23 protein-coding genes, 1 tRNA gene and 3 pseudogenes are annotated in these 26,010 nt (G+C 41.8%); 9 read left to right on the plus strand and 18 right to left on the minus strand.

The genetic code is table 11. The features are described from left to right. A pseudogene (locus ACVA53_RS23425) lies at positions 1 to 929 on the minus strand (IS3 family transposase); the annotation flags it as partial. Between the two features lie 35 nt (positions 930 to 964). Between ACVA53_RS23425 and ACVA53_RS23430 the strand changes: the two are divergent. Continuing rightward, a pseudogene (locus ACVA53_RS23430) lies at positions 965 to 1,318 on the plus strand (IS5/IS1182 family transposase); the annotation flags it as partial. A 39-nt stretch (positions 1,319 to 1,357) separates the two neighbouring features. Here ACVA53_RS23430 and ACVA53_RS23435 read toward each other — a convergent pair. The 7 genes from ACVA53_RS23435 to ACVA53_RS23465 all read right to left on the minus strand — a co-directional run bounded on the left by ACVA53_RS23435 (position 1,358) and on the right by ACVA53_RS23465 (position 8,219). Then, entirely contained in the window at positions 1,358 to 2,242 is an 885-nt protein-coding gene (locus tag ACVA53_RS23435) for an AraC family transcriptional regulator (protein ID WP_446506433.1), read from the minus strand. Between the two features lie 546 nt (positions 2,243 to 2,788). Continuing rightward, positions 2,789 to 3,763 (minus strand): zinc-binding dehydrogenase, encoded by a 975-nt coding sequence (locus ACVA53_RS23440; protein ID WP_446506434.1) that lies wholly within the window; start codon positions 3,761 to 3,763, stop codon positions 2,789 to 2,791. Between the two features lie 69 nt (positions 3,764 to 3,832). Beyond that, complete coding sequence (locus tag ACVA53_RS23445) at positions 3,833 to 4,807, minus strand: aldo/keto reductase (RefSeq protein WP_446506435.1); 975 nt, start codon at positions 4,805 to 4,807, stop codon at positions 3,833 to 3,835. A gap of 42 nt (positions 4,808 to 4,849) precedes the next feature. Then, positions 4,850 to 6,235, minus strand: a complete 1,386-nt coding sequence (locus tag ACVA53_RS23450) for a glycoside hydrolase family 1 protein (RefSeq protein WP_446506436.1) — start codon at positions 6,233 to 6,235, stop codon at positions 4,850 to 4,852. Positions 6,236 to 6,245: 10 nt separating this feature from the next. Next, positions 6,246 to 6,554, minus strand: a complete 309-nt coding sequence (locus ACVA53_RS23455) for a PTS lactose/cellobiose transporter subunit IIA (protein WP_446506437.1) — start codon at positions 6,552 to 6,554, stop codon at positions 6,246 to 6,248. A gap of 23 nt (positions 6,555 to 6,577) precedes the next feature. Beyond that, positions 6,578 to 7,894 (minus strand): PTS sugar transporter subunit IIC, encoded by a 1,317-nt coding sequence (locus ACVA53_RS23460; RefSeq protein WP_446506438.1) that lies wholly within the window; start codon positions 7,892 to 7,894, stop codon positions 6,578 to 6,580. Between the two features lie 13 nt (positions 7,895 to 7,907). Continuing rightward, on the minus strand, positions 7,908 to 8,219 hold the full coding sequence (locus tag ACVA53_RS23465) for a PTS sugar transporter subunit IIB (protein WP_446506439.1): 312 nt from the start codon (positions 8,217 to 8,219) through the stop codon (positions 7,908 to 7,910). Between the two features lie 397 nt (positions 8,220 to 8,616). Between ACVA53_RS23465 and ACVA53_RS23470 the strand changes: the two genes are divergently transcribed. Beyond that, on the plus strand, positions 8,617 to 9,399 hold the full coding sequence (locus tag ACVA53_RS23470) for a DeoR/GlpR family DNA-binding transcription regulator (RefSeq protein WP_446506440.1): 783 nt from the start codon (positions 8,617 to 8,619) through the stop codon (positions 9,397 to 9,399). 363 nt (positions 9,400 to 9,762) lie between these two features. On the opposite strand, the gene ACVA53_RS23475 is transcribed toward ACVA53_RS23470, so the two are convergent. Next, positions 9,763 to 9,978 (minus strand): hypothetical protein, encoded by a 216-nt coding sequence (locus ACVA53_RS23475; RefSeq protein WP_446506453.1) that lies wholly within the window; start codon positions 9,976 to 9,978, stop codon positions 9,763 to 9,765. Between the two features lie 124 nt (positions 9,979 to 10,102). Here ACVA53_RS23475 and ACVA53_RS23480 point away from each other — a divergent pair, with 124 nt between their 5' ends. After that, entirely contained in the window at positions 10,103 to 10,387 is a 285-nt protein-coding gene (locus ACVA53_RS23480; protein ID WP_446506441.1) for a hypothetical protein, read from the plus strand. Positions 10,388 to 10,489: 102 nt separating this feature from the next. On the opposite strand, the gene ACVA53_RS23485 is transcribed toward ACVA53_RS23480, so the two are convergent. From ACVA53_RS23485 to ACVA53_RS23500, 4 genes are all read right to left on the minus strand, one after another. Then, the gene (locus tag ACVA53_RS23485; protein WP_446506442.1) at positions 10,490 to 11,143 is read right to left on the minus strand and encodes a GntR family transcriptional regulator; all 654 of its coding nucleotides are present in this window, start codon (positions 11,141 to 11,143) and stop codon (positions 10,490 to 10,492) included. A gap of 103 nt (positions 11,144 to 11,246) precedes the next feature. Next, entirely contained in the window at positions 11,247 to 12,551 is a 1,305-nt protein-coding gene (locus ACVA53_RS23490) for a TRAP transporter large permease (RefSeq protein WP_446506443.1), read from the minus strand. 1 nt (position 12,552) lies between these two features. After that, positions 12,553 to 13,125 carry a TRAP transporter small permease gene (locus ACVA53_RS23495; RefSeq protein WP_446506444.1) on the minus strand — a complete coding sequence of 191 codons (573 nt, stop codon included), beginning with the start codon at positions 13,123 to 13,125 and terminating at the stop codon, positions 12,553 to 12,555. A 47-nt stretch (positions 13,126 to 13,172) separates the two neighbouring features. After that, on the minus strand, positions 13,173 to 14,144 hold the full coding sequence (locus ACVA53_RS23500; protein WP_446506445.1) for a TRAP transporter substrate-binding protein: 972 nt from the start codon (positions 14,142 to 14,144) through the stop codon (positions 13,173 to 13,175). Between the two features lie 212 nt (positions 14,145 to 14,356). Here ACVA53_RS23500 and ACVA53_RS23505 point away from each other — a divergent pair, with 212 nt between their 5' ends. From ACVA53_RS23505 to ACVA53_RS23525, 5 genes are all read left to right on the plus strand, one after another. Beyond that, on the plus strand, positions 14,357 to 15,316 hold the full coding sequence (locus ACVA53_RS23505) for a C-terminal binding protein (RefSeq protein WP_446506446.1): 960 nt from the start codon (positions 14,357 to 14,359) through the stop codon (positions 15,314 to 15,316). A gap of 42 nt (positions 15,317 to 15,358) precedes the next feature. Continuing rightward, on the plus strand, positions 15,359 to 16,015 hold the full coding sequence (locus ACVA53_RS23510; RefSeq protein ID WP_446506447.1) for an RraA family protein: 657 nt from the start codon (positions 15,359 to 15,361) through the stop codon (positions 16,013 to 16,015). A 58-nt stretch (positions 16,016 to 16,073) separates the two neighbouring features. Then, a complete protein-coding gene (locus tag ACVA53_RS23515; protein ID WP_446506448.1) occupies positions 16,074 to 17,003 on the plus strand; it encodes a sugar kinase in 930 nt (309 codons plus the stop codon). A gap of 1 nt (position 17,004) precedes the next feature. Continuing rightward, positions 17,005 to 17,637: a bifunctional 4-hydroxy-2-oxoglutarate aldolase/2-dehydro-3-deoxy-phosphogluconate aldolase gene (locus ACVA53_RS23520; RefSeq protein WP_446506449.1), complete on the plus strand. Its 633-nt coding sequence runs from the start codon at positions 17,005 to 17,007 to the stop codon at positions 17,635 to 17,637. Positions 17,638 to 17,698: 61 nt separating this feature from the next. After that, entirely contained in the window at positions 17,699 to 18,424 is a 726-nt protein-coding gene (locus ACVA53_RS23525) for a FadR/GntR family transcriptional regulator (RefSeq protein ID WP_446506450.1), read from the plus strand. 98 nt (positions 18,425 to 18,522) lie between these two features. Here ACVA53_RS23525 and ACVA53_RS23530 read toward each other — a convergent pair. The 4 genes and pseudogenes from ACVA53_RS23530 to ACVA53_RS23545 form a co-directional block, all read right to left on the minus strand. Next, a pseudogene (locus ACVA53_RS23530) lies at positions 18,523 to 19,416 on the minus strand (IS982 family transposase). Between the two features lie 349 nt (positions 19,417 to 19,765). Next, entirely contained in the window at positions 19,766 to 22,243 is a 2,478-nt protein-coding gene (locus ACVA53_RS23535) for an MBL fold metallo-hydrolase (protein WP_446506451.1), read from the minus strand. A gap of 1,331 nt (positions 22,244 to 23,574) precedes the next feature. Next, on the minus strand, positions 23,575 to 24,753 hold the full coding sequence (locus ACVA53_RS23540; protein ID WP_446506452.1) for an Arm DNA-binding domain-containing protein: 1,179 nt from the start codon (positions 24,751 to 24,753) through the stop codon (positions 23,575 to 23,577). Between the two features lie 10 nt (positions 24,754 to 24,763). Beyond that, entirely contained in the window at positions 24,764 to 24,976 is a 213-nt protein-coding gene (locus ACVA53_RS23545; protein ID WP_187463286.1) for a hypothetical protein, read from the minus strand. 194 nt (positions 24,977 to 25,170) lie between these two features. Here ACVA53_RS23545 and ACVA53_RS23550 point away from each other — a divergent pair, with 194 nt between their 5' ends. Further along, entirely contained in the window at positions 25,171 to 25,389 is a 219-nt protein-coding gene (locus ACVA53_RS23550; protein WP_255045270.1) for a helix-turn-helix domain-containing protein, read from the plus strand. Between the two features lie 243 nt (positions 25,390 to 25,632). Here the strand turns inward: ACVA53_RS23550 and ACVA53_RS23555 are convergent. After that, positions 25,633 to 25,707 (minus strand) — tRNA-Gly (locus ACVA53_RS23555). Positions 25,708 to 26,010 lie beyond the last annotated feature (303 nt).

Below are 26,010 nucleotides of genomic sequence, written 5' to 3' on the forward strand. Positions count from 1 at the left end.
GCCGTTAAAGCTTTCGATATAAGCATTCTGGGTTGGCTTACCCGCTTGTATCAGCTTCAGAATGACACCATGATCATAAGCCCATTAGTCGAGAGCCTTACCCGTAAACTCAGGCCCCTGATCTGTTCGAACGGCCTCAGGGTAACCACGGAAAGCTGCAATTGCTTCAAGTATGACGACCACCTCTCATCCCCAGAAATTCCTGATGCAACAGTAATATCCAGGCACTCCTTCGTGAAGTCGTCAACGATAGTGAGGCACTTTATCCTACGACCAGAGCTGAGTGCATCCATGACGAAGTCCATTGACCAAGTATGGTTGGGCAGTGAGGGAAGTAAAAGTGGCTCTCGCCCTACACATAATGATTTCCTTCGCTTCCGTTTAAGAACGGCCAGCCCAGCCTCTCAGTATAAGCGGTAAACGCGCTTATGGTTAACCTCTGTCCCTTCTCGCCTAAGAAGACGGTGAATACGGCGATACCCGAACCGTTTTCTCTCGAGTGCCAGTTCTTGTATGCGAGCCAACCTCAACCACATCACTCTCTTTAGGTTGAGGTTGGTATCTCATCGATGCGCGATTTATACCGACGAGCAGACAGGCTTTACGTTCCGAAATCGTGGTGACTTCCTGCATTGCATGCACAGCCTTGCGCTTGTCTCCGACGGTCAATACTTTTGGTTAAGAGCCGCTTTCAAAGCGTCAACATCAAGCATGGATTCCGCCAAGAGCTTCTTCAGTTTGGCATTCTCATCTTCCAATGCTTTCAAGCGACGGGCATCGGAAACATCCATGCCCGCGTACTTTTTACGCCAAAGGTAGAATGTGGCATCGGAAATGTTGTGCTTGCGGCATAATTCTTTGACGGGCAAACCCGCTTCCGCTTCCTTGAGAATAGCAATGATCTGCTGTTCGTTGAATCGCTTCTTCATATTCACCTTCCTTCTTACTAAGATGAACATTACTAATCCAGTCAATATCAGGTGATGGTGCTTACGATACCCGTATATGTTATCATGCGATTAAACGTAAACAAGCAAAGCCACTCACACCACCAATAAGTGGTGCTGCATACTGGGAAGAAGGGCACCCGAGAAATCAAACCGTTGCTTACCAACGCATTCATGGTAGCAATGAGCATTGGAAGAAAACGTTAGGCTATCACTCTCGGTCGATATCCGAAACGGCGATGAAACGTCTTCTTGGTTCAAGTTTAAGCCTAAGAGATTATGATGCTCAAGTCGATAGAGCTTATGCTGCTGTTCGAGCTTTAAATAAGCTGTCGAGCCTTGCCATGCATCAAATGACTAGAGTTGATTAACTCCAAACAAGTGCTTAATCCGCTCAGCTTAATTTCGATTTAAGCAACAAAGCCATTTCGATATTGAGATGGTGTATTCCCCGTGCGTTTCTTAAACACTCTGCAGAAATAGTTAACATCCTTAAAACCGCATCGTTCCGATACATCCACTAACTTGAAATTGTATTTTCTAAGCATGAACTTAGCTCTATCAATTCTTACCCAGATAATATATTCGGCCAATGTCATGTGACCTTTTTGTTTAAATAGCCTTGATACATGATTTGCTGATACATTAAACCTATCAGCTATACTGTCTCGAGTAATAGATTTGTGATAGTTTTCCTGTATATATATACAGATACCTTGGTATAGGTCTACTGTGCGCTCTTTCTTATCCCCTCTAGGTCTACGCAACATATTTGAACTGTACTGAATTAGTGCGCGTACCAAAAGGTCATCTACAAGCTTCTTATTATTTTCTCGAGATAGTGCATTTAAAGCCTCGAGAATATTATCAATGGCAAATCCAGTTCTGGTTTGTATACTGTGCTTATGTATCTCAGAAAAGCCCTCTTCTCCTTGCTCCTTACGTACATAGCTAAATCCCAATTGACGTTTACCAAATAGTATACTTAATACAGCACCGACATTATTCCATTTAGGCTTATTCCAACAGTTTGGTGGTATATAAACCGCATCCCCTACCTTCAAAGTTTGCTCGACGATTCTTTTGTTCTCATCTTCTATGCGGTTTTCATATATACCTTCCAAGACTAATTCTAGCCTTGGAAAATTGACTTGAGAACTGAAAGGTGGTGGAGTATGAAAGTCGCCAGCGAAACTGATAACACTGTCGTCCTTCCGTAGTTCTAAGCAGCTAACAAGTAAACTATTAAAATCCAAAATATACTCCACACGATTTTCTAAAATACATGAACGCATAATGTCAATATGAATAACGTCAAGTTGACTTCTTTAACAAGTGCCTTTCACGATGACTCCAGTAAAGAGTGTTCCTGCGATTGTACCTTCTGACATGTTAGATCTTAAAGATCTAGATCACAATTTTTCTTACATGGTACATTTGTCTAGTTAAGGTTGCATTAATTCACTCAAAGCAACAAAATAACATATATGAAATTAGTTTGAAGTTAATACTTCAAAGTGACCATGGGACCATTAGACGTTTTGGCTCATATTAATAATAGTGTACACTCAGTCTCATATTAACTACTAATTAAATTGGCCTCAGACTCTTTTATCTATGAATTAAGATATTTCGATTGAATCGATGTCAACATACTGCTAAGTCTTGTTTGTGATTTTTTATGATTGAAAGCTAGTAGTATTTGACATGCGCTCATCATACTAAGTGCAACAGGACCTATAGAATTTATTATAAATAACCTGTCATATAGTAGCTATTGTTTTGTCTAGTACTGTTTTTTGTAATAAGTGACCGGAATATTAAACATAGAAAATTCATAACTACAACTTAGCAACGATTTTTCCAACCGTTTTCTTATTTCTCATTTCTATTAACTTCATCGGGATATCTTCCAAGGATACAACCTCAAGCCTAGGAACAGTAAGATGGCCCGCTTCAATCAGTTCAGATACTTTATCACCTGCTTGACGAAAAGTATCCATTCCATACTGATGCCCAGAACCCAAACTGAGTTGGTGAAAAGTTAGACCTCGCGAGAACGCGGTTTCATAACTTCTAGGCTCCACAGTTTTTACAAGCTCAATCATTTCCCCTTCAAACTTAAGAACATTTGCAGAAATATAATCATAGTCACCGCCAACAGCATCTAACGCTAAGTCAACCTCGCCTATTGCCAGTAGTTCATCAATCAACTGCTCTTTCGATTTATTTACATAGTCAATGGCATGAGTTGCTCCCAGAGCACGAACATAATCATGATTCTGTTTAGAGCAAGTTGTGATAATGGTTTCAACCCCATAAAACTTTGCAATCTGGATAGCGAAACTGCCAACACCGCCTGAACCGCCGGCGATGAAAATACTCTTCCTTTCTGAAATTCTCAGCCTGTCAGCTAGTGACCTGTATGCCGTCCAACCTGCACATGGTATTGATGCCGCAATAATAGAATCAACTTTCGGATGTTTTACTATAGCCCGGCTATCTTGTACGGAAAATTCTGCAAATCCCCCTTGTCGCCTAAACATGTTGCCATGGCAAATTATTCGCTCTCCTAACTCCCAATTCTCCACTCGGCTTCCTTTTTCTACAATTTCTCCTGATATATCTACACCTCCAACAAAGGTATTATCTTTATGCTTTTGGCCATCGAACCAGTAGTTTATTTTTGCATCAACTGGGTTCAAACTTACCGCATGAACCTTTATCAAAACGTCGTAGTCAGTTTCAAGTAAAGGCAGATTCAAAGTATTAACTTCAAAGCTATCACTTAAGAAGTCATAGGTGATTCCTTTCATGTCTCATCCCCACATCAATCTATTATTAGTAAAAAAAGCCTGATGATAATCAGGCTTAATAAAGAGCTGTTACTGATCAAGCTCTTGGACAATTCTTTCCGCTTCAACCAGCACATTTTCATCAACAATAGAGTTGGTGAATGTAGCATTGGCTGCTACTTGATCGGGGGTGTGGGCCCCAGCAATTACCGGTCCAATCACTTTTTGATTCACTAGCCAACGTATCGCTAGATGGTTTAGTGGTGTGCCCGATGCCTCTGAGAGCTCTCGTAGCTTCTCCGCGCAATGATAGTATTTTAAGTAAAGCTCTCCATTTAGTTTTGGATTGGCCGCTCTATCATCTTTATCGTCGAAATTTTTACTTTCTTTGAACTTACCAGTTAGCAACCCTTGCATCAAAGGGCTATATGGCAAATAACTCAGGCCATTCTTTTCACAAAACGGTAGCATTTCATCTCTAGCTCGATACTCCAATGGAATATTATGATAGTGCTCTGGGTTTTGCTCAATCAAATTATAGAGCCCTTGCATAGACACTACATCAACAATAGGCGTCATTTCGTTAATCATATCTATCGAATAGTTAGATACTCCAACATGGCGGATCTTGCCTTCTTTCTGTAATTCTTTAAGTGCTTCAGCAGACTCTTGAATCGAGGTATTTGGATCAGGCCAATGAACTTGATATAAGTCGATATAATCTGTTTGAAGACGTTGTAGAGAGTCATCTACTTCCGCTTTAATGCTCTTAGCACTCAAGTCTTTTCGAGATTTACGAGTGACTGGATCCCAAGGTAATCCGCACTTCGTAGCAATGAATATCGAATCTCTGCTTTCATTTTTTAGAGCTTTTCCTAGAACAATCTCTGAATGACCTTTACCGTAGATAGGCGCGGTATCGAAGAAATTGATCCCCATTTCAATTGCCTTCTTTACAGTTAAGATCGAAAGATCATCTCGAATATTGTTCCAGGTCCCACCCATTGCCCAACAGCCGAAGCCAAGACTAGAAACTTGCATATCTCGAATTTGTTTGTATTCCATATTATTTATCTCACTGTGCAGAGTTAAAAAGTCGGCTTGACATTAATAACCATTTTTTTCTGTTACTTCTGAAATCCAACGACCCGAACGTTTTATTGTTCTCTCCTGAGTTTCTACGTCAAGGCTAATGAATCCATATCGGTTTTTATAAGAGTTGATCCAAGACCAACAATCAATAAAAGTCCAAAGGTGATAGCCTTTGCAATTGGAACCAGATTGGATAGCGGCATGAACATAGTCTAAATGGCCCTTTATGAATTCAATTCTATAATCATCTTCAATCACGCCGTCTTTCAGAAAACGATCTTCGCCTTCAACTCCCATACCATTTTCTGAAATAAAGCATGGTATGTTTCCATAATTTTCCTTCAGATTGATCAAGATATCATATATACCTTTTTCGTAGATTTCCCAGCCACGATGTTTGTTCATCTTTCGGCCTGGCATTAGATACGAATCGAAAAACCATTCTGGCATAAAAGGAGAATTAGGATTTACTATGTGTTCCTTTGCTTTGACTCTGCGAGGTTCGTAATAATTTACACCAAGCAAATCTACTTTCCCCTGAGAAATTAATTCAAGGTCACCGGGCATACAGTTTGGTAACTGGTCATGACTCTCAAGCAAACTAACAAGATCAGCCGGATACTCTCCTTTCACGACAGGATCCAAGAAAGCTCGATTGAAAAATGCATCTGCAATTGTAGCGGCTTCTCGGTCAGCTTCGTTATCTGACCTCGGGTAGGCAGGAGTTAGATTGAGTATAATCCCTATTTCTCCTGATCTTTGTTTTGATCGAAAAGCTTTCACTGCTAGTGAATGAGCTAGAATCGTATGATGCGCAACGGTAGCCGCCCTCTTAAAGTCAACGACCAAAGGGTAATGGTTGGAATACAAGTAGCCCTGTTTTACTGGCACGATTGGTTCATTAAACGTAAACCATTTGGTTACTCTATCACCAAACAAGTCAAAACAGATTTCGGCGAATCTAGCGTACGCGTTGACCACATATCTGTTTTCCCATCCTCCTTTTTCTTGCATGCAAACTGGCATATCAAAGTGATATAGATTAATAAAGGGCTCAATACCTTTTTCTAGCAGTTCATCGATAACACTACCGTAGAACTCGACCGCTTTAGGATTTACTTCCCCATCTCCATCAGGAATGAGCCGAGACCATTGAATAGATGTTCTGAAACTATTATGTTTCAGCTCCTGCATTAGCTGGATGTCATTTTTATAGTTATCGTAAAAAGTGGACGTATCTTCAGGGCCCAACTCATTATGGAAACGATCTGGTTGCTCTCGGTACCATAAATCCCAAATACTCTCTGAGCGGCCGTCTTGCAATGCGGCACCTTCCGACTGAGGGCCGGATGTCGCCGATCCCCACCAAAATCCCTTCGGAAATACTTTTTTAATAGTCAAAATTCGCTCCTCAGGCAATTCGCTTGTGTAGTTCAATTATTTCTGTGGCAAGATCTCTACATAACATGCCTGTCATAATGTGGTCTTGGATATGAGTGAGGATTAGCGTCATAGTGACTTTGCCGCTTCCTTCATCGTATCCAATTAGGTCCGTTTGTAACTTATGAACATTAGCAAACGCTTCATCAGAGCTAGCCAGTAGTTGGTCAGCCTCTTCGAAACTTCCCTTCTTCGCTAGAGAAATTGCTTGCATAGTTAACGAGCGAGCTTCTCCTGCTTGGCAGAGTAGACCCATCAAAAACTCTTCAGTGATTTCCATAATATTTTTCTCTTTAATTTAGATTATGCAGTTGCAACTTGCCCTGTTGAGTCTTGTTTTTTCGGAGATTCCTGAGCTACTAGTTGCTTTTCATATGCTTTAAAGAACGGGTAGTAAATTATCCCTGCGACAACGAGGTTAATCATTACAATCACCAATGCACCTAGGGACCAGTTTGTTGACCACATAGCACCAACCGGTGCAGGTGCTGTCCATGGCGGAATAGCGATAATCTTATGGACAAACCCAGTCTTGAAACCGAACCAAGTAATAATGCCGCAGACTTGAGGGGCCAAAATCCAAGGAATAAAGAACATTGGGTTCATTACAATTGGCGTCCCGAAAGAAACTGGTTCGTTGATATTGAAGCAACCAGGAACTACCGACATTCTGCCGATCGTTTTCAAATGTGCGGAAGTAGAGCGCATCATTAACAATACTAAGGCGAATGTTGCACCAGAGCCCCCGAATTGAATAAAGAAATCGAGCATTGGCTGCGCGAAAATAGTTGGCAAATCAGTTCCCGGAACACCATTAGCAAAGGCAGTCTGGTTGACCGTTAGATTTGACAGTACAAAAGGAGCGATAATACCGTTTGTAATTGCGGACCCATGCACGCCAGCCCACCAAAGCACCTGTGCCATAAGTGAAACCAATAGAACTGCGTAAAGACTGTCGGAAGCAGAAACAAATGGTTCGAACATAGCCATGATAGCTGCTGGTATGATCATACCTGTGTTATCAAGTACGATAAGATTCAGCGGATAGATTGTCACTATCACCAGAACTACTGGGATCAAAAGATCAAATGACTGTCTGATCTTTTCCGGAACCTGCGGAGGGAGCTTGAAGCCAATATTTTTTCGCTTCAAGAACCACATCATTTCAGGAACAAATATACCTACCAACATTGCTGTAAAGATACCTTCACCAGCCATGAACTGCATTTCCAGCTTACCATCGGTGACTGGAGCTGAAATCATCATAAATGTTGACAATGATAGTAATGCTGCTAGAAATGGGTCTAAAGCCTTATAGTTTCTAGCAACCCCATAACCTAATGCTGCCACAATCCATAGCGTCATCATTCCCATTGTATAATTAAATGGGTACATGATTTGCTCTCGATATGTGTTCGCAAATGTCGACCAAAAATTCGTTGCTTCATCACCAAAAGGAGGGAAAGCAACAACCAGCAGTAATGAACCAACAATAATAAACGGGATTGTTGTAATAAAAGCGTCACGAATTGCCATTACATGTCGCTGAGCCCCAACTTTTCCTGCGACCGGGGCGATTACATTTTCCACAACATGGAAAAACTTATCTTTCAAAGACATCACTTATCTCCCACTACTTTGATTCATAGAGAGCGAGAGCTTGATCTAAAATTGCTTCGCCGTTGAGCATGCCATAATGCATCATTTCTATTTGCCCACATACTTTGTTCGACTCATCACAACGAGCTTTGAAATCAACAAACTTAAAACGTACTTGAGGGGCTACCATGCAAACATCATATTGAGGTAAAACGTCTTCAAACTCAGAAATTGAATAGGCCATAATATCGACGTCAACACCTTTACTCTCGGCGGCAGAACGCATCTTGCTTACGACCATCGAAGTGGACATTCCTGCAGAACAGCACAGAAAAATTTTAATCATTTTATTTCCTTATCTTTTATGTTTCCCATTTGATGGGACAAATACTGCGCAAGATTAGAGGTTTCATCAATAGAACTCTTTCATTTATGTGATCATTATTTTCTTTTATTTTCTTTTGTGATGAAGCGCTCATAAATAATGTTCTTCGTGTAAGTAATTGAATTTAATTGGTAAGTTAACAAAAAACACAGAAACAATGACATTGTAATTTTCTTTTGTGCATCATTTTAGTATTATTAACATCACTGCTGTTCAATAAAGATAAGCTCATGGACGTCCACTTTAGTCATTTTGGTGCGAACTAGATCACGAATTCAGTTTCTTATTCATAGACAAATAGCACCAAGAACCGGAAGCATGGTATTAACCTTTTAGAACTAGGCGATAAAAACAAACTATGTACGCAGAAGAAAGGCAACAGAGAATTATTTCCCTATTGAAAGAGCTTGGAAAGGTATCAGTTCAAGAGCTTAGCAATCGGTTTTCCGTCACGACTCCTACAATTCGTGCCGATCTTAAAAGTCTGCATTCTCGTGGACTTATAACTAAAACTCATGGTGGTGCTCTGTACAAAGAACCACAAAGCCACAGTCATCAAGCATTCATCAGGCCTGGTGATGAACACCGAAAATCCATTATAGGTCTCGCTAGTTCAAAACTGATACATTCAGGCCAAACTATATTCATTGACAGTGGTACAACAACATACCAACTGGCTCGACAGTTACCGAGTTTAAATGACATTACAGTGATAACCAATGATCTAAAAGTCGCCCTATCGCTCGAAAACTCACCACTAGTAAACACAATCGTTCTTGGAGGAAGCCTTAACAAAGGGAAACACTGTACTTATCATATTGGTATGGAAGCTATGATTCATAAGTTATCAATTGATATTGCGTTTATGAGCGCTAGTGGTTTCAAAGCTGAAACTGGAGCATTCTCATCGGATATGAATTTAGCAGAATCAAAAAAAATAGTTGTAAACCAAGCTGAGCAAGTAGTAGTTTTGTGTGATTATTCAAAGCTAGATAAAGCTTCATTAGCCTGCTATATATCTTCGGAAAAAATCGATACTCTTGTTACAGATAAAATGCCACTCAATAGAAAAATATATGAAGACGCCAACATAGAACTAGTTGTGGGTCTTGGAAACCCTGATTTTAGTGCCAAGCTATAAGTCAAGTCATACTATAAATTAATACTTCGGCATTATGCGTAACCGTGCCCACGCAGTCTTCTTACCGACTTTCAACTTAAAACGGTGAGCAGCGACCATTTAACTTTATATGTAATTTAAGAGTAACACTAACCTATATTGATCATTCATTTATCATCTACCAATGATGGACCAAGACGTCATCCTTTTAGCCGTCAAGCTATAAATGACTTTCTATAATATTTAAAATGTTGCATATTTGGTCACAAATTTGAAATTATCACTCCGCCACTAAGTAGCATATACTACATCTATATTGCACCATGTAGCAAGTTAACTCTAACAGGAAATAACTATTCTGTATAAATTTCCAGACAAATTTTCTTAGGGTAGCGCTGATTCAGACCATGTTGGCCGTTGGTACCTGGGCAGCCCGATATTTTGTTGTCTTTTCGACGACCTCGGCTCTGACAAACCTAGTGGAGCAGACTGAGTTACAGCTTGAAATTGGCGCCGTTTTGCAACAAACGTTGATAAACTCATTCCGTTCTGATCGCAAGCGGCGCGTTGAGTGATTTTGCTGGTCTCATAGCGCTCGATAAGAGTCTGCCATTCTTGGGTGGTGCATCGTTTTTAGGCGATACTCATATCATGGAGAGTTGATCATATTATTCGAGCTGAGCGATTAAAATGCTGGGGTTATAATGCGCTTACGGTGAAGGTGATGGCGCTTAAGATACACGTCTATGTTATCAAGCGATTAAACATAAACAAGCAAGGCCTCTCATCCCCCCAAGAAGTGGTACAGCATACTGGGAAGACGGGAACTAAAGAGATCAAGTCGTTGCTTGCCAACGCATTCATGGTAGCAAGGAGCACTGAAAGAAAACGTTGGGCTATCAATCTCGGTCGATATCTGAAAAGGTATAAACGTCTTCTTGGTTCAAGCCTGAATCTACGAGATTATGATGCTCAAGTAGATGAAGCTATGCTGCTGTACGAGCTTTAAATAAGCAGTTGAGCCTTGCCATGCCTCAAGCAACAAGAGCTGATTCGCCCAAACAAGTCCTAAATCCGTTCGGCTTAATTTCGATTTACGCAACAAAGCCTGTCATTTGCTAGCCATAATATTCTTCATATCCCAAAAGGCGCCGTGCTCCGGAAGGATATGGCAGAGTAACTGCTGCTGGGCATGTTCAATATCTTTATTCTTCAGCGACTCGATGATCTCTTTATGCTGTGCAAACGAGCGCTGCATATGTGACTCGCTGTTACCAAGATAATTACGAACTGTCGCCATACGAGCCGAGATCAAATCATAAGATTCTTGGAAGTAACGATTATCACAGAATGAAATCATGATTTGGTGATACTCGTTATCAAGGTTCAAATACTCGTGGGCACTTCCAGAATTAATGCACAGTTCCATCTTATCAAGGATGAAGCACATCTCCTGGATCAGTTGCTTAGGGTTCTTCTGGAATGACAGCTTCAAGCTCTGGGATTCAATGTGATATCGAAACTCAAGCAACTCATGGAACTCTTCAGCCGTAAAGTTAAACACAAAAGTACCACTTTTCGGTTTGACTTGAACCAGACCTTCACTTTGCAAACGTTTAATTGCGTCTCGGATCGGTGCTTTGGTCGCATTCAAACGATTCGCGAGCACAGTTTCCGATATCTTCATGCCCATCGGTAGTGTACCAACCACAATCATGTCCCTGATTCGACGATATATGATGTCTTTCAATAAATCTTGTTTCATAAACGCTCACTATCAATGATACGGGCAACCTCCGCTGCCCGAAATTGAGATCTACGCTACTATACCAGTTAGCTCCTCTGTACTCCAATTAGCAATCAGTAGGTTATAAGAGGATCGATGGTAGGAATAGTGATAGTTGCGGGATAAAAGTGACCATCATTAACATCACTATCATTGCCACAAGAAACGGTAATATAGACGCGACTAACTTTTCCAAACTAACATTGGCTACTCCTGTTGCAATAAACAAGTTAGCCCCCAGAGGCGGAGTACAAAAACCAATCGCCAAGTTCACCGTCATGATTACACCAAAATGTATAGGATCAACTCCCATGCTTTGTACTATTGGCAATAATATTGGTGTCAAAATAATAATTGAAGCTATGGTTTCCATAAACATGCCGATAATCAATAGCATAATGTTGATAAGTAATAGAACCAATAATGGGTTATCGGAGATAGTTGTAATGAAATTAGCAACATCCATTGGTACCCGCTCCAATGTCAGCAATCGGCCAAACGACGTAGCCATCACTACCATCACCAGTACCGTTGCTGAAGTAAGGCCTGATTTTAAAAATACACTTCCTAAATCAGATATTTTCAAATCACGATAGATAAGCAGACTTACTAACATTGCATAAACAACTGCCACACCAGCGGCTTCTGTCGGAGTAAACACCCCCCCGTAAATTCCCCCTAAAATGATAACTGGAACGATTAATGCCCAAATAGAATGCTGCCGCCAGCCATCAACTTTCGGTTTACCTTCAATAGCTTGAGTCATTTTCTGAGAAACTCGGCTAGCTGGCAATAAGTTATTTTTTATCGTCATCCTAGCGACCAACATATAACCCAGGCCAAACATCAAACCCGGAACAATTCCAGCTAAAAATAATGTACCTATAGACTGGTTTGCGGTCACACCATAAATAATTAAAGGTATGGATGGTGGAATCATAACACCAGTGATCCCTGCCGCGGCAGTCAATGCAGCTGAAAATGGTCGTTTATAGCCAACTCGTTCCATTTCTGGAATCATATTGGAACCAATTGCGGCTACAGTGGCTGGAGAAGATCCTGATATTGCAGCAAAAAACATGCTTGCGAGTACATTCACATAAGCCAACCCGGCCTTGAAATGACCAACTAGGCTGTATGCAGCGCCAACGATACGGGATGATAGCCCCCCACGTTGCATCACTTCGCCAGCTAAGACAAACAAAGGAATTGCAACCAACGGAAATGAGTTACCTCCCATCACAGCACTTTTAGCCAGTAAGGTAATATTGGGTGTCCCAGGTAGATACTCCAGTACGATCAATGAAGATACCCCTAAACAAATAGCTACAGGTGCACCAAGTAAAACCAACAGTAAGAAGACCCCGAATAAGGTAGCTGAAACCATATTAATCTCCTCCCTGCTGCTGCATTTGACTAGTCGGCATTGTTTTATCTGATTGCGGTTTAGTTGATTGTTGTTTGTCGATGAACATACCGCGGATATCCTCAATAAGGTTTTGTGCCAAGCGGAAGGCACTCAGCAATGCTCCAGCCGGCAGCGAAGCGTAAAGCCATTGCATACTGACCCGGGTTTCTGTCAGCGGCCAATACAGCACAATCGATGACTGGCGGGCGATGATCGGGCTCATAATTTGCTCCCAGCCATAGATGAATAATTTAACCATGCACCAAAGGACGACTATATTGACAAACAGACTGATCACCCGCTGCAATGTCTGCGGCAAAATATTCACCAATGCTGTCACAGAAACGTGTTTTTGGGTTTTAAAGCCGTAGCTCACCCCAATCCAAATGAACCAAATAAAACACCATCGAACCAATTCTTCACTCCAAGGGATAGAGTTACTAAATATGTAACGCATCACCACCTGTAAAAAAACCCAGAAGACAATGTTTGCTAATAAAAAATTAATTAGCCACGCTTCAAGGTTTGCGTTGATTACTCTCAACCATTTCATATCTATTCTCCAGACTTGGCAACTAACCGTTGCCAAGCCATATAACATTACTGAGGTAAACTATTAATCAGCTCAGAATCAACTATCTTTAGGTACTTTTCGCGAATAGGTGCTGTGACTTTTTGAAACGCACTGACCTGATCAGGTGTTAATTGTGTAATTTTTACCCCCGCAGCCTCCATGGCAGCCAATTGTACTTGCTCTTCTGCAGCAATAACTTCTTGTTGATGATCAATTGCCCTGGCTAATGCCGACTCCACCAAGGTTCGGTCGTTATCAGAGAGGTTGTAATAAAAATCTGGATTCGCCAGCACCATATGGGTCGAATACACATGACCTGACAATGTCAGATTACTTTGAACTTCGTAATGGCGAGATGAATAAATATGCCCTAATGGGTTTTCCTGAGCATCAACAACACCTTGCTGTAATGCCGAATACACCTCATTGAAAGACATTGGAGTTGGATTAGCCCCCATTGCCTTAAAGGCGTCCATATGAGCTTCAACCTGCATGGTTCGCATTTTGAGACCACGTAAATCATCTGGCGTCAACACTTCTTTGTTGCTAGTAATATGCCTGATACCGTTTTCCATCCAACCAAGGCCTTTAATGCCAAAGTCATCCATTTTCCTTAGTAATTTCTGTCCAAACTCTCCATAAAGTGCTTCCAGTGCTTTTTCACGACTTGCAAATACATAAGGTAAACCTGGTACGGTAAAAGCAGGATCCCAACCAGCCATGACTTCAACCACTGGTGATGTCATATCTACAATTCCCGATTGTACTGCTTCGGTTAATTCACGATCGCCACCAACCTGACCATTGGGATAAATATCAACAGTAATATCATTATTTGATTCCTGTTCCACGATTTCTTTAAATTTCATCCACGCGACATGCATGTGGTAGGTATCTGCCCCACCATGGCCAACACGAATAGTGGTTTCAGCAAATACTTGAGCACTTAATCCTGCCAGTGCCATAGAGAGGGTAATACAGATGGTATTCTTTCTCATTTTTTCTATCCTTGTGACATTTTAGTTTCAACCCCATTGTTAAACCAGCCCTGCAAACTAGCAAGCGATCTCGCTCTCAAATTACCCGCAACGTTCAAAAACACACCAACTTTACGCCTTGAGTCACATTTAATGAACATTACCATTGTCTTCACGGCAAAAAATAAACAAAAATACAACCAAACTAACATGTCAGATTTAAGGATGAGATCATGAAAAAGGTCGTTGTGATAGAGCCTGGATACCTGCACTACCAAGAAGAAGAACAAGTACTAAAAAACCATAACGCACGCTTCACCGCATTACCTATCGGTACTGACAAAGCCGTAGTGATGAAAGAAGTTGAAGATGCAGATGCCGTGATGGTCCGCGAAGCGCTGGTTGGTGCCGAAATGATTGAGGTGATGGCGAAATGTAAAATCATCGTCCGCTATGGTGTTGGTGTCGATAACATTGACTTAGAGGCTGCAAAAGCGAAGGGGATTTATGTCGCGAATGTGCCGGACTACGGTTCAGAAGATGTGGCTGAGCATGCCGTCGCTCTCATGCTGGCTGCAACACGCCGAATCCCAACCCGCGATGCCGACGTCCGCCAAGGAAAATGGGGAATGGGACAAAGCGAACCAATGTTCCGCTTAGGAGGCAAAGTACTAGGCGTTGTAGGGTTCGGCCGTATTGCACGCAGCTTTGCCGAAAAAGCATCGGGCCTTGGCTTCAAATCTGTTTTGGTTTCAGATCCAGCACTGACACCGGAACTAGCTAAAGAAGCAGGTGTTGCCAGCGTGAACTTAGATACCCTATGCCAGGAAGCAGATTTCATCTCTCTGCATGCACCACTAAACCAGCATACCCACCACATGATCAATGCTGACGTTCTGGCAACCATGAAGCCAAGCGCCATCCTGGTAAATACCGGGCGCGGCGGTTTAGTAGATGAAACCGCCCTATACCACGCATTAAAAGAAAACCAGATTTTTGCCGCAGGTATCGATGTATTCGAACAAGAACCTGTTGCCCACGACCACCCACTGTTGTCGCTGCCAAATGCGATCTGTACCGACCACACCGCGTGGTTCACCGAAGAATCCGTCATTGAACTCCAACACAAAGGTGCCAAAGAAGTCCTTCGCGTCTTCGACGGACAGGCTCCACAAAACTGGGTTAACCGTTAATTAATTTCAATATTTCATACTTTATTCACACAGGAAAAAACTATGTTTAGCAAAGATATCATCGAAGGTTACCGTGCAATTTTCTCAACCGCTTCTATCGCAGATGCCTGTGATCAGATCATTGGCGAGACGACGTTCCTTCCATTCGAGATCAAAAACCGTATCAACGAAAAGAAAATCGTTGGCCCTGCAATAACCATTCTTGAAGACATTACTGAAGAGAGCCTTCCTCCGCAGCACGCACTGGATGCTATCGACGAATCAGAAGAAGGTTCGGTAATCGTTATATCTGGCTGTGCTGCTCTAGAAACTGTTGCGGTATGGGGTGGCCTGATGACGGCTGGCGCCGTAGCCAACAAACATGAAGGTGCAGTATTGAACGGTGGTTTACGTGACCTGGCTGAAATCCGCCGCGACTACGATTTCCCTGTTTACGCAAAAACAGTTTCACCTGGTACCACACTGGGCCGCTTTAAGACAGTTAGCTCCAACAAACCTGTGACCATCGGCGAAGTCACTATCTATCCGGGCGACTTGATCATCGGTGATATCGACGGCGTGGTATGTGTACCGAAAAACAAGGTATTGGACGTACTGGAAGTTGCAAAGTCAATCGACGACCGCGAACTGGAGCAAGCACGTCTAATTATTCAATCGGGTTCACTCCGTGAAGGCCTAGCGAAATACGGCCGCATCTAATTCACAACCAGTATCAATCACAGGCGGCGCAAGCCGCCTCTGAACAAGGAAAAACTTTATGAGCATCGACATTCTTTCTTTCGGTGAACCACTTTTTGAGTTCAGCCAACTACCGGATCAGCAAGGTCCTATTTCTTACCTAAGTGGCTTCGGTGGCGACACTTCTAACTTCGCAGTCAGTGCCTCACGACAGGGTGCCAAAGTTGCCATGCTCGCACACCTCGGTAATGATGTTTTCGGTGATCAATTCGTTGATTTATGGCAACAAGAAGGTGTAGATACCCAATGGGTTGAGCGCCACTCCGATGCCCCAACGGGAATCTACTTCATCAGTCACGACAAGCGTGGCCATCACTTTACCTTTTACCGCAAAGGTTCGGCGGCATCATTGGTCAACCCGGAGAAACTACCGGAGCAAGCTATTGCGCAGGCAAAACTACTCCACACTTCGGCAATCACCCATGCGATCAGCGACAGTTCCAGCGATGCTGTTTTCAAAGCAATAGAAATTGCCAGAGAAAACAATACTCTTGTTTCATTCGATACTAACCTTCGCCTGAAGTTATGGCCACTATCACGAGCTCGCGCAGTGATCCACGAAACCGCCCGCTTGGTTGATTTCTGTATGCCAAGCCTTGATGAAGCCCGTATGCTTACAGGGCTTGAAGATGCCAACGCTGTTGCCGACTTCTACCTGAACCTAGGAGCAAAGAATGTAATCCTTAAAATGGGTGCAGACGGTGCTATGGTCGCAACCCCTGATCGCCGTTTCACCACGGGAGGACACAAAGTAAACACTGTTGACGCAACAGGTGCTGGGGACTGTTTCTCAGGTGCATTCCTTAGCCAAGTCGTTAAAGACAAGTCTTTGGAAGATGCTCTATTTTACGCCAACTCTGCGGCAGCACTTACCACCACAGGCTATGGCGCCGTAGCTCCGATCCCAACCCAAGTACAGGTAGAGGCCTTCATCTCAGAGGTAAAATAGCATGAAAAACGCACGGCAGCTCCTCGAAGAGATAAAAGTCGTCCCGGTTATCCAAATCGACCGACTGGAAGACGCAGCTCCACTTGCCAAGGCACTGGTTGATAATGGCTTGCCGATTGCCGAAGTTACCCTACGTAGCCCAGTCGCATTGGATGCAATACGAATAATGAGCTACCAATATCCGAACTTACTGGTTATTGCTGGCACAGTGACCTCGCCAAAGCAAGCGCAGCAGGCTATCGACGCGGGCGCGCACATGGTGGTTTCCCCGGGTTTCAACCCGGAAACCGTGAAGTACTGTGTCGAGAACAACATTGATATTATTCCCGGTGTCGCAACACCCGGTGAGATGGAGCAGGCAATGAACTTTGCCTTGAACACCCTGAAGTTTTTCCCTGCCGAAGCCAACGGCGGCATAAAAACCCTCAATGCTATCGCGGCGCCTTACAAAGAACTGAAATTCATGCCAACCGGAGGAGTGAACCCAGAAAATCTCCACAGCTACCTTACCCACCCAAGCGTGGTCTGTTGTGGTGGTTCTTGGATGATCGATAAATCCCTTATTGCCCAAGGCAAATGGGACGAACTCGGGTACTTGATTCGTTCATCAGTTTTAAGCGCTAAAAACCATTAATACCAACATGCGCCTGTACTAAGTGACAGGCGCAAAAAATAGCGACAAAGCAAGGTTCTTCATGTCCTATAAAAAAACTTTAAAGCTAAGCTGCAAACAGAACCTACATACTACTATTGCCCAAGAGATTGCGTGTTCTATCTTATCTGGAAAGTTCCAACAAGAAGGCACAATACCTGGCGAAAAGATACTTTGCGAGCAGTTTGGTATAAGTCGCACAGCTTTACGTGAAGCTATTAAATTGCTGACAGCCAAAGGGCTTTTGAAATCGAAGCCTAAAGTAGGCACCAAGGTAGTAAACAGGCGTTACTGGAACTTCCTCGATCCACAATTACTTACTTGGATAAAAACATACCAAGAGACAGATACCCTCTATCAGCACTTTAGCTACCTACGTCAAGCTGTTGAGCCTGAAGCGTCCGCATTAGCAGCTATAAATGCGACGGCTGAACAGCGTATAGAACTTTCAGAGATCTTCCAGAAATTATGTCAAATTAACAGAAACAACACACCAGATGAATGGGCTGTAGTCGACATGCAATTCCATCGATTCATTTTTATCGCTACAAACAATGATTTCTACTTACCATTTGGCAATATACACAAGGTACTACTTAAGAACTACATTCACTATTCATCTACAAATAATGGAACATGCCATAACTATCATCGTGATATTTATGAAGCGATAATGGCTGGGAATGCGGATAAAGCTCGGTTAGCTAATCAAAACTTGCTAAGTATACAAACAACAGATGGTAGTGTAAGTAACCTGGCCTCAGGATGAAAATAGAGGGGAAATAAAAGCTCGTTCTGTAATGGTCAGTATAGCCGGCACTGTATTTTCAAGAAGAATTAGCAAATTTAAATTAACCTCATATCGGTTTAAGCCATCGCCATCACTCCTGATTTTTCTGTCTTTGTGATGTTGAGCGATGGTTTTTCTGGTTTCAGACAGTAGGCGATTAACCCGCCAAGTAAGTTAAGCATGAAGCCGTGTAGGCTCACGGTGGCGATAATGCTCTATCTGAGAAATGTTATTCAGTTGGTCATTGATGGTCTCGATAATGAACCTTTTTGATAACATTGCTCTATCCCAAGCAGCAAGTACTTTGGGTTTCATGTTTTTACGGTGAGTCGTAATAAGAGTGCTCCCATCCTCTTTTTAAATCGGCGGTAAATGCTTTGCTGATCATAGCCCTTATTAGCATAGAGTTTATCGAGTAGGCCTTTTGATAGCTCTCGAACTGGCTTTCTATCATCAGTATTCGCGGTGGTGAGTTTGGCTGCAACGATATCACCAAGATGATTAGTGATGATGTGAAGCTTAAGTCCGTAAAACCACCCCATTGTTCCTTCCCCCCTTGCTACGGCAGCTCCTTTGAAAACCTTATGCCTTGGTATGCGTAAATTGTGGCAGACTTTAATGCTTGTGGAATCAATGAACTCAATCCCTGTAGGCTCACCTTTTACATGCGTGAAGAAAGAACTAAGCGGAATAAGTACTGATGGCATGACTTAAAGAAAGCGGGTGTAGCTCAACAAGACTGGGAAATCACTTTTGTAATAGCGGTGAGTGATACCAAGATAGAAGTTATTGAAATCACGTTGATGAGACATATGAAAGGCAATAATAATAGTCATTATTTCACTTTCTGACATTCGCCCTTTCCGATTTCTCTTGCGTTCCCCACTTCTAATTGAAGCTTTTGCCACTGAGGTAGAAAAGCCTGACAACAATCATCGACATGACAAAAACAAGTCCACTAACTTGCGCATTGCTGGTTCCTTTTTACGATAGTTCTTCTTGGTCGAAAGATCTGATCGTGGAACCAGCATTTAGTTCCCTTCTATTTTTATCCCTAACTCAGGTTAATTAACAACTTTTACCCATAAATCCAAGTGCTTGCTGGTTTATATGTGCCGAACAAAAAGCTGCAGCGGAGTTTGACCGCTGAACTTAAGTTAAGCAAGATTCTGCCTACACATCTTTGCCCCATATCGAAATAACTGCTAGCGAAATATCATGCTAGCAATCTGTATACGGAAGTGCGGCATTACCAGTTTGATGCCCCCTAATTGTATGGGTGATAAGCAGTCCTAACGTCAGGGGCATCATTGATGATCATTAATGTAAATGTCTCAAGTTTTCAACTTTCATTTCTGAGACAAAATCTTGACCATAGTTTTCTCGCATGTATACAGTTTCAACACGATATGAAGCATCTTCTAATACATGAACAATACTATGACCAACCTGATATGTTTCATGCATTGCTTTGTAGTTAGGGTTCGTGGCCTGTATTGTTTGAACAGCATCTCGAACAGTTGTGGTGAATGGAGCACGTCCATAAACCTCTGGCGAAGCGGTTACAAAGATGTAATCAGCATTTGATTTTTCAACATACTCTTGATCAGTAGAGCCATGAAAGTGATGGTTCGACTGGAAGATATTCGATTCGACACCCTCTAAACCATAATCCTTGAGAAAACGTAGTTGTTGATCATGATAAACATCTGACTGCTGATTGAATCGGAAAGTTTTACCATTCAATGCCCCATTTTCTATACCATGATAAGTAAATATATATGCAAGAGCATTAGGGTTATCGTCTAAATAATCATTTACACAATGATCCCCATTTTGATTCATAATCAACCATTCTAAACCATGAACAACTCTTCCACTTAGTTCAGTTCTGAAGTCATATGATGGGTCACCAGGAGTACAACCATCATTCGGAATATTAGAATGCCCATCAGCACTCAAAGGCGCAGCTTCTTTGATTAAGGCTTGAGGATATACTTCCTTGAAGTAATCAATAGCACCAACATGGTCATCATGATCATGAGATATCCATAATTCATCAACTTGAATATTATTAGCATTTAGGAATGGAATGACATTATTCTTTGTTTCTTCTGGCTTACCTAAGTCATTCAGAATATTTTTCCCTTCCGGGGTAACAATAAGGGAAGACTGCCCATGATTAACAGAAAAATGAACAATCGTCATAACTGATTCAGGAATATATTCACTATCATAGACTGATACTTGACTTGACAAGTCATTACCTGATTCAAAATTGAAAACAAACTTATAGTCACCCGCTGAAATTTCATCTAAGTCTTGAGCGCTAAACTCGACCCAAAAAGATCCGTTAATAACGTTAACAATCTCATGGGTTTCAACCATCAAATCTAGTGGGATTATTTCATAAGGGATATCAACTTTCTGACCGCTATCTTCATTGAACACTTCAACATCTAGCAGCTCATGATTTGATGGACTAATTGCAAAGCGCATATTTTGGTGATTAGAGCCAATATTAGACTGATAATAACTCTGTTCTGGGTTATGGAGTACCGCTGGTGTATCACTTTTTTCCTCAGATATTTTTATCCAATCAAAATCTGTATCACCAATCTGATAAATAAATGAAATATCATTAATACCGGCTTTCAATGGAATATCATAGTACTCCGTTCCCCATTCTTCACCTTGTGTCTGACTTACACTTATGCTCGGCCTAACATTTTCTCCGTTAATATGAAAGTGCTGCCACTTTACTCCATTAGGCGAACGATACCTGTTATCCATTCGATACAGGCCATCCTCTTCAACTTTTACAGTATAAGTAATATAGCCTGAACTAGCGATGTTTACGTATAAGTTGTCTTTTTGATCAGCAGCATGATCCACCAAAACGACGGCGCCATCACCAACCGCTTGTTCCGCTGCGTAATATATTCCATCATTAGGTGTAATTATACTGTCTTTGACTTGCAAAATGACATGACCATCGGCCCCCTCATCGAAGATTGCCTTGATTTCGTGCTGTCCCTCACTTAATCCTGTAAAATGATCTGAACTAATTATAACTTGTTCACAGGTTTCACTTAACGCAGCTGGGACTGGAGTTCCATTAAGTTCAAATCCTACAACCCGATTGTAGTTAAACTGTATATTAGACTTGAAGTCCTGCGGTGCCTCATGAGTAAATGTTGACACTTGACTCCCAAGCTTAGAGTTTAAAATAGACTTCTGATCAGGAATCTTCAGCACATCGAAAAAGGAGTAACCATGATTTGCACTTATTTCGACTTCGTAATAACCGCTTTCTTCAACTTGGAGTAAAATTTCATAATCCGTGAAATGTACAGGTCTATCTAATGTTTGCCATAAGTCAACAGTTCCATCATAAATGTAGTCACCGTTACTTTGGTTCCTAACTTTTACATTTTGAGGTTTTACGCCCCATGGAGAAGAAGCTCTCAATAATAAGCGAAAATTACCTGCTTCACTAAAATACACATCGCTGAAATTTATATAACCTTGCGAATCGAACCGTATTGGACTATCTGATATTGGAGATGCTTCACCATCAGCATACCAGCCGTCACTTGGTATATACGCTCCATCACCGTAAAGAGCATTTTGAGCCCACTTTATATCTGTGTAGGTATTACCGTAATCTTGCTCTCCTTCAATTTTAACTGATGTTACAAATTGCGAGCATTGATCAGGATAACTGATTTCATAATCTTTAACTTCATCTTTCGATGAACTACTGTTGCAGCCAGTAATGACCATTGCTATAGACATACACAATAACGACTGCTTGAGTCTCATTTTCACGCTATTTACCTCTTTACCATATTAATGAATGAAGCAGATCATACAACTCGGCTATGAAGCATTTGCTACATTAATATTAAACAATGTAGCACAATGCGTCATCTCTGTCGCAAAGCAGGCTAAAATTATTGTTTTCCGCCAAGCATTAGTCTTAGAGTCTTGGGAAAATGGCTCCTTTGTTCCAAAAGAACAAGCTGTGAATGAGTTTTGACTATAAACAATTTTGGGAACATTTCTGAGTTAGTCCCTAGTCAGGGAAAACACGCCTCTGAAAAAAATGCGATAGAGTATTTAATTAATTCGATAGAAATAAAATTAACTGAAGTATCTCAATGAAACTGAATTTATTTGGTTGTCTAGTTTGGCCTGCGCAGCACACTAAGGACACCCCAAACTCTCCTCGAAAAATATTGTTTTTCGTGATTTTTTATTAAGGACTTAATATAAGATTTGCACTAAGGTTATATTTAGAATCTACAAGGTAATGACTATGTGGTAATAAAAGCCCCAAATGCAGTGTACACTTTCCTTATAAATAGAGCTCTTACTTCATGTTTACGAGCGGTTTAAATGTCGACACAGCAAAAGTGAGTTCATCAACGCCGCTTTTCTGCCCTGTTGGGATGAGCGCGATTAACTGATTGCATTTATATCCTTTACCTTCTTGCTCTTGAGCTTTTGGGTTATCGACTTTGCGACGTACTTACCTTGTTTTTGAGCAAGGCAACCTAGCTTTGACTCACCCACATCAGCTACATCGCCTAACACGTACGGTTGTTTAGCCCGATGACTTCCAATTGCTTATTCACTTTGACAAATCCTTTATCGTCTAGGATATGAGATAAATAAGATAGCTTTAGGCGTGAGATCAGAACAGTTATTAGAAAAGTTAACCTAAATGGTGACGAGGTCTTGTGAATAGTTCATTTTCGCTAACAAAGAAAGGGCATAATAACGTGTCAGCAATTGTTGCTGGCACGTCATATCATGGAAAGATTAAGCAGGAGTTCTTGAGTTCTCTATCCTTAACGACAGTGCAGGCAATACCCAATTAACATCTCTAGCTTCTGGATACCGCTGGCATTGATGCAAGACACTTATAACCCCATTGGTAACATTACAAAGAAAGAGCTTCTCCCTATCATGCTTCTCAGGCAAGAGGGATGTCCTTTCTCGAATCAGTAAGTACACATCTCGGTACATAGCGTTTATATCTTCATGCTTCAGATCGTTAAACGTAGGATTCTGAACAATATCAAGGCATAAACTGGCACAGTGGACTGCCAAAACTGAATAGTTCATACGTCACCTCCTTGCTGGAGAAACCGTTCAAATGCGCTACCATCTCGACGAGTAAGGTTTGGTACATACCTTGAGTAAACGCGAAACAGCATTGTTGTTGTGGTATGCCCCATCTGGTTTGCTATCCATTCAGGAGACTCTCCCGATGCCAACAATAACGTCGCGTAAGTGTGGCGAGTCTGATAGGGGTTCCTTGGCCGTAGCCCAGCTTTGCGAAGTATGGGATACCAAATCGAACGAGAAACCACTTGATAGTTAAGAGGCTGATGTTTGGCATTAGTAAAGACGTACTTGTATTTGAGAACTGAAGTTTTCTTATGTTCGGCTAATGCCTCCACTACCCTATCTGGCAGCATTACGACACGGTAAGAGCCCTCTGTCTTGAGATCCGATAATTCACCACGAACCAAACTCTGATTGACCATGATAGTTTTGTTCTTCAGATCGACGTCTTTCCACATCAAACCATCAATCTCACTGGTCCTTAATCCGGTAAAGAAGCGAGTGATGTAATAGGCCTTGAAATTAACTGTTGCACTTTGAATCACCAGCTCCACTTCCTGTAAATTGAAAGGATCAACTTCAGTGCGGCCAACCTTTAACGCTTTTATATTCTTCCAAGGCGAAGTAAACTCATAACGTTCAGCGGCTTCGTTTAGCATCATCCTTAATGGCGTCATGATATGATTGATGCGAGATGGACTAAGTACCTTCCCCTTTCGACCTGGGACTTTGGCGAGTGTAGATCGAAAGCTTAAGATTTGTTGCTTGGTGATGACGCTGATCTTCTTACTGCCGAACATAGGTATAATGTACTTCCTAAGAATACCGTCAACATCCTCATAATGGCCTTTTCGCCACTCAATTTGCTTTTCAGATAACCAGATCTCTGCAAATTCATTCAGCCTTGGGGCATCTGGTGACTCAAAATATGCCTTTGCTTTGCGCTTACGTTCAGCAAGTACAGCAAACTTTTCGACTTTTTTACTTTTCGGAAAATATTTGGCGTAGTCGAAAGTGCCAAGGGTGATCTCTGCTTCAATATTTTTTAGTAACTGTCCGAGTCGGCGTCGATTACTGCTGTTGTCAATCAGCTGGGTATACTCACGACACCGTTGCCCTTTATATCGAAAATCCAGATACAACCTATTGTTTTTGACATTGATGCTTCCCATATTTCACCTCTCAATTTCCATTTGTCAGAGAATACGTTGTCACACCATTCAACATCTCTTCTTCAACGCGCTCCCAGATGAAAAGAATTTTCCGGCCACCAAATGGACGAATGTAATGAATACCTTCAAACAGAACAGAATCCTTTAGCTGCTCACGTATGACCCTCTTGTCATATTTGATGGCCGCGGATAGTTCTGCGGTTGTTAGATAGGTAAAGCCCATAAAACCTCCAAAGTATCTTATTGTACCTCTTGAGGGTTATTATTGACCTCATGAGCACGCTCGTCAAGCACTTTTTGTACCTATATAGGTACATTTAAAGTCTGGCAAGGTAACAATTAGCCCTTGAAAGCAGCTAGATCCTGGCACTGATCCTAAGTTATACTCTGGATATCAATATGTTGCGGAAATAGAAAATGATTAAGTGCCACCTTTCAGCCATTATGGGAGCCAAAAGACTCAAGATTGCTGATATTGTTAGAGATGCTGGCATTAACCGAAATACTGTTACTCGCCTCTATCATGAAACAAATAACCGAATCGATTTTGATACTTTAGAAAAGCTATGCCGTTATCTAGATTGTCAGGTTGGTGACTTACTCGAAGTGATTGATGACGAACAAACCGAAGATTGATGTACGTAACCAGGTTCAGCCATTAGAAATAGTTATATTGAGCTGATGTTATTTCGCAAAGTGAAATGCATCTTTCTACTTGCCAATAAATCCAATGTGGTCCCCACCTTGGTCCCTTTGTGGTCCCCAACTGTATCAATTGGCTTGTAGCTCAACTGTAATTCTAATCGCCAGACACAGCAAAACACGCTATTAAGCGCTTTTTTTCAAATAGATAGATTGGGTATTACGAGACAGGAGACTTGGAGCGGGCAGCGGGAATCGAACCCGCATCATCAGCTTGGAAGGCTGAGGTAATAGCCATTATACGATGCCCGCTTATTGGTTTTTGGCTTAGAGCCAAAGGTGATGTGCATCGAACAGTTGCTATATTGGCACAACTGGCGGGGAAAAGAAGTGTTGATTCTCAGCGCGTGACACAGATCACTAATGAGCACGCTAAGTGCTTAATAAACAACCATATAAGTATGGATAATATACAGTTTATTGCTATTGCTCGAGTCCATAGCCAACGACACCGAACAAAAAAAAGCCAACCTTGTGTTTAATGCCGATCGTTTAAGCTAACTTGAACGATCCTGCAGTTAGGCGATAATCCCAACTAGTTGATTTCTAGTTGGG

The organism is Photobacterium sp. DNB23_23_1, assembly GCF_052873815.1.

What these genes read in the sequence shown, in the direction of transcription:
- ACVA53_RS23505 (WP_446506446.1), top strand. Translation starts at nt 14,357, where the DNA reads ATGAAAAAGGTCGTTGTGATAGAGCCTGGATACCTGCACTACCAAGAA.
- ACVA53_RS23495 (WP_446506444.1), bottom strand. Translation starts at nt 13,125, where the DNA reads ATGAAATGGTTGAGAGTAATCAACGCAAACCTTGAAGCGTGGCTAATT.
- ACVA53_RS23435 (WP_446506433.1), bottom strand. Translation starts at nt 2,242, where the DNA reads ATGCGTTCATGTATTTTAGAAAATCGTGTGGAGTATATTTTGGATTTT.
- ACVA53_RS23480 (WP_446506441.1), top strand. Translation starts at nt 10,103, where the DNA reads ATGGCGCTTAAGATACACGTCTATGTTATCAAGCGATTAAACATAAAC.
- ACVA53_RS23460 (WP_446506438.1), bottom strand. Translation starts at nt 7,894, where the DNA reads ATGTCTTTGAAAGATAAGTTTTTCCATGTTGTGGAAAATGTAATCGCC.
- ACVA53_RS23535 (WP_446506451.1), bottom strand. Translation starts at nt 22,243, where the DNA reads ATGTCTATAGCAATGGTCATTACTGGCTGCAACAGTAGTTCATCGAAA.
- ACVA53_RS23510 (WP_446506447.1), top strand. Translation starts at nt 15,359, where the DNA reads ATGTTTAGCAAAGATATCATCGAAGGTTACCGTGCAATTTTCTCAACC.
- ACVA53_RS23470 (WP_446506440.1), top strand. Translation starts at nt 8,617, where the DNA reads ATGTACGCAGAAGAAAGGCAACAGAGAATTATTTCCCTATTGAAAGAG.
- ACVA53_RS23440 (WP_446506434.1), bottom strand. Translation starts at nt 3,763, where the DNA reads ATGAAAGGAATCACCTATGACTTCTTAAGTGATAGCTTTGAAGTTAAT.
- ACVA53_RS23445 (WP_446506435.1), bottom strand. Translation starts at nt 4,807, where the DNA reads ATGGAATACAAACAAATTCGAGATATGCAAGTTTCTAGTCTTGGCTTC.
- ACVA53_RS23490 (WP_446506443.1), bottom strand. Translation starts at nt 12,551, where the DNA reads ATGGTTTCAGCTACCTTATTCGGGGTCTTCTTACTGTTGGTTTTACTT.
- ACVA53_RS23540 (WP_446506452.1), bottom strand. Translation starts at nt 24,753, where the DNA reads ATGGGAAGCATCAATGTCAAAAACAATAGGTTGTATCTGGATTTTCGA.
- ACVA53_RS23500 (WP_446506445.1), bottom strand. Translation starts at nt 14,144, where the DNA reads ATGAGAAAGAATACCATCTGTATTACCCTCTCTATGGCACTGGCAGGA.
- ACVA53_RS23545 (WP_187463286.1), bottom strand. Translation starts at nt 24,976, where the DNA reads ATGGGCTTTACCTATCTAACAACCGCAGAACTATCCGCGGCCATCAAA.
- ACVA53_RS23465 (WP_446506439.1), bottom strand. Translation starts at nt 8,219, where the DNA reads ATGATTAAAATTTTTCTGTGCTGTTCTGCAGGAATGTCCACTTCGATG.
- ACVA53_RS23485 (WP_446506442.1), bottom strand. Translation starts at nt 11,143, where the DNA reads ATGAAACAAGATTTATTGAAAGACATCATATATCGTCGAATCAGGGAC.
- ACVA53_RS23550 (WP_255045270.1), top strand. Translation starts at nt 25,171, where the DNA reads ATGATTAAGTGCCACCTTTCAGCCATTATGGGAGCCAAAAGACTCAAG.
- ACVA53_RS23520 (WP_446506449.1), top strand. Translation starts at nt 17,005, where the DNA reads ATGAAAAACGCACGGCAGCTCCTCGAAGAGATAAAAGTCGTCCCGGTT.
- ACVA53_RS23515 (WP_446506448.1), top strand. Translation starts at nt 16,074, where the DNA reads ATGAGCATCGACATTCTTTCTTTCGGTGAACCACTTTTTGAGTTCAGC.
- ACVA53_RS23455 (WP_446506437.1), bottom strand. Translation starts at nt 6,554, where the DNA reads ATGGAAATCACTGAAGAGTTTTTGATGGGTCTACTCTGCCAAGCAGGA.
- ACVA53_RS23525 (WP_446506450.1), top strand. Translation starts at nt 17,699, where the DNA reads ATGTCCTATAAAAAAACTTTAAAGCTAAGCTGCAAACAGAACCTACAT.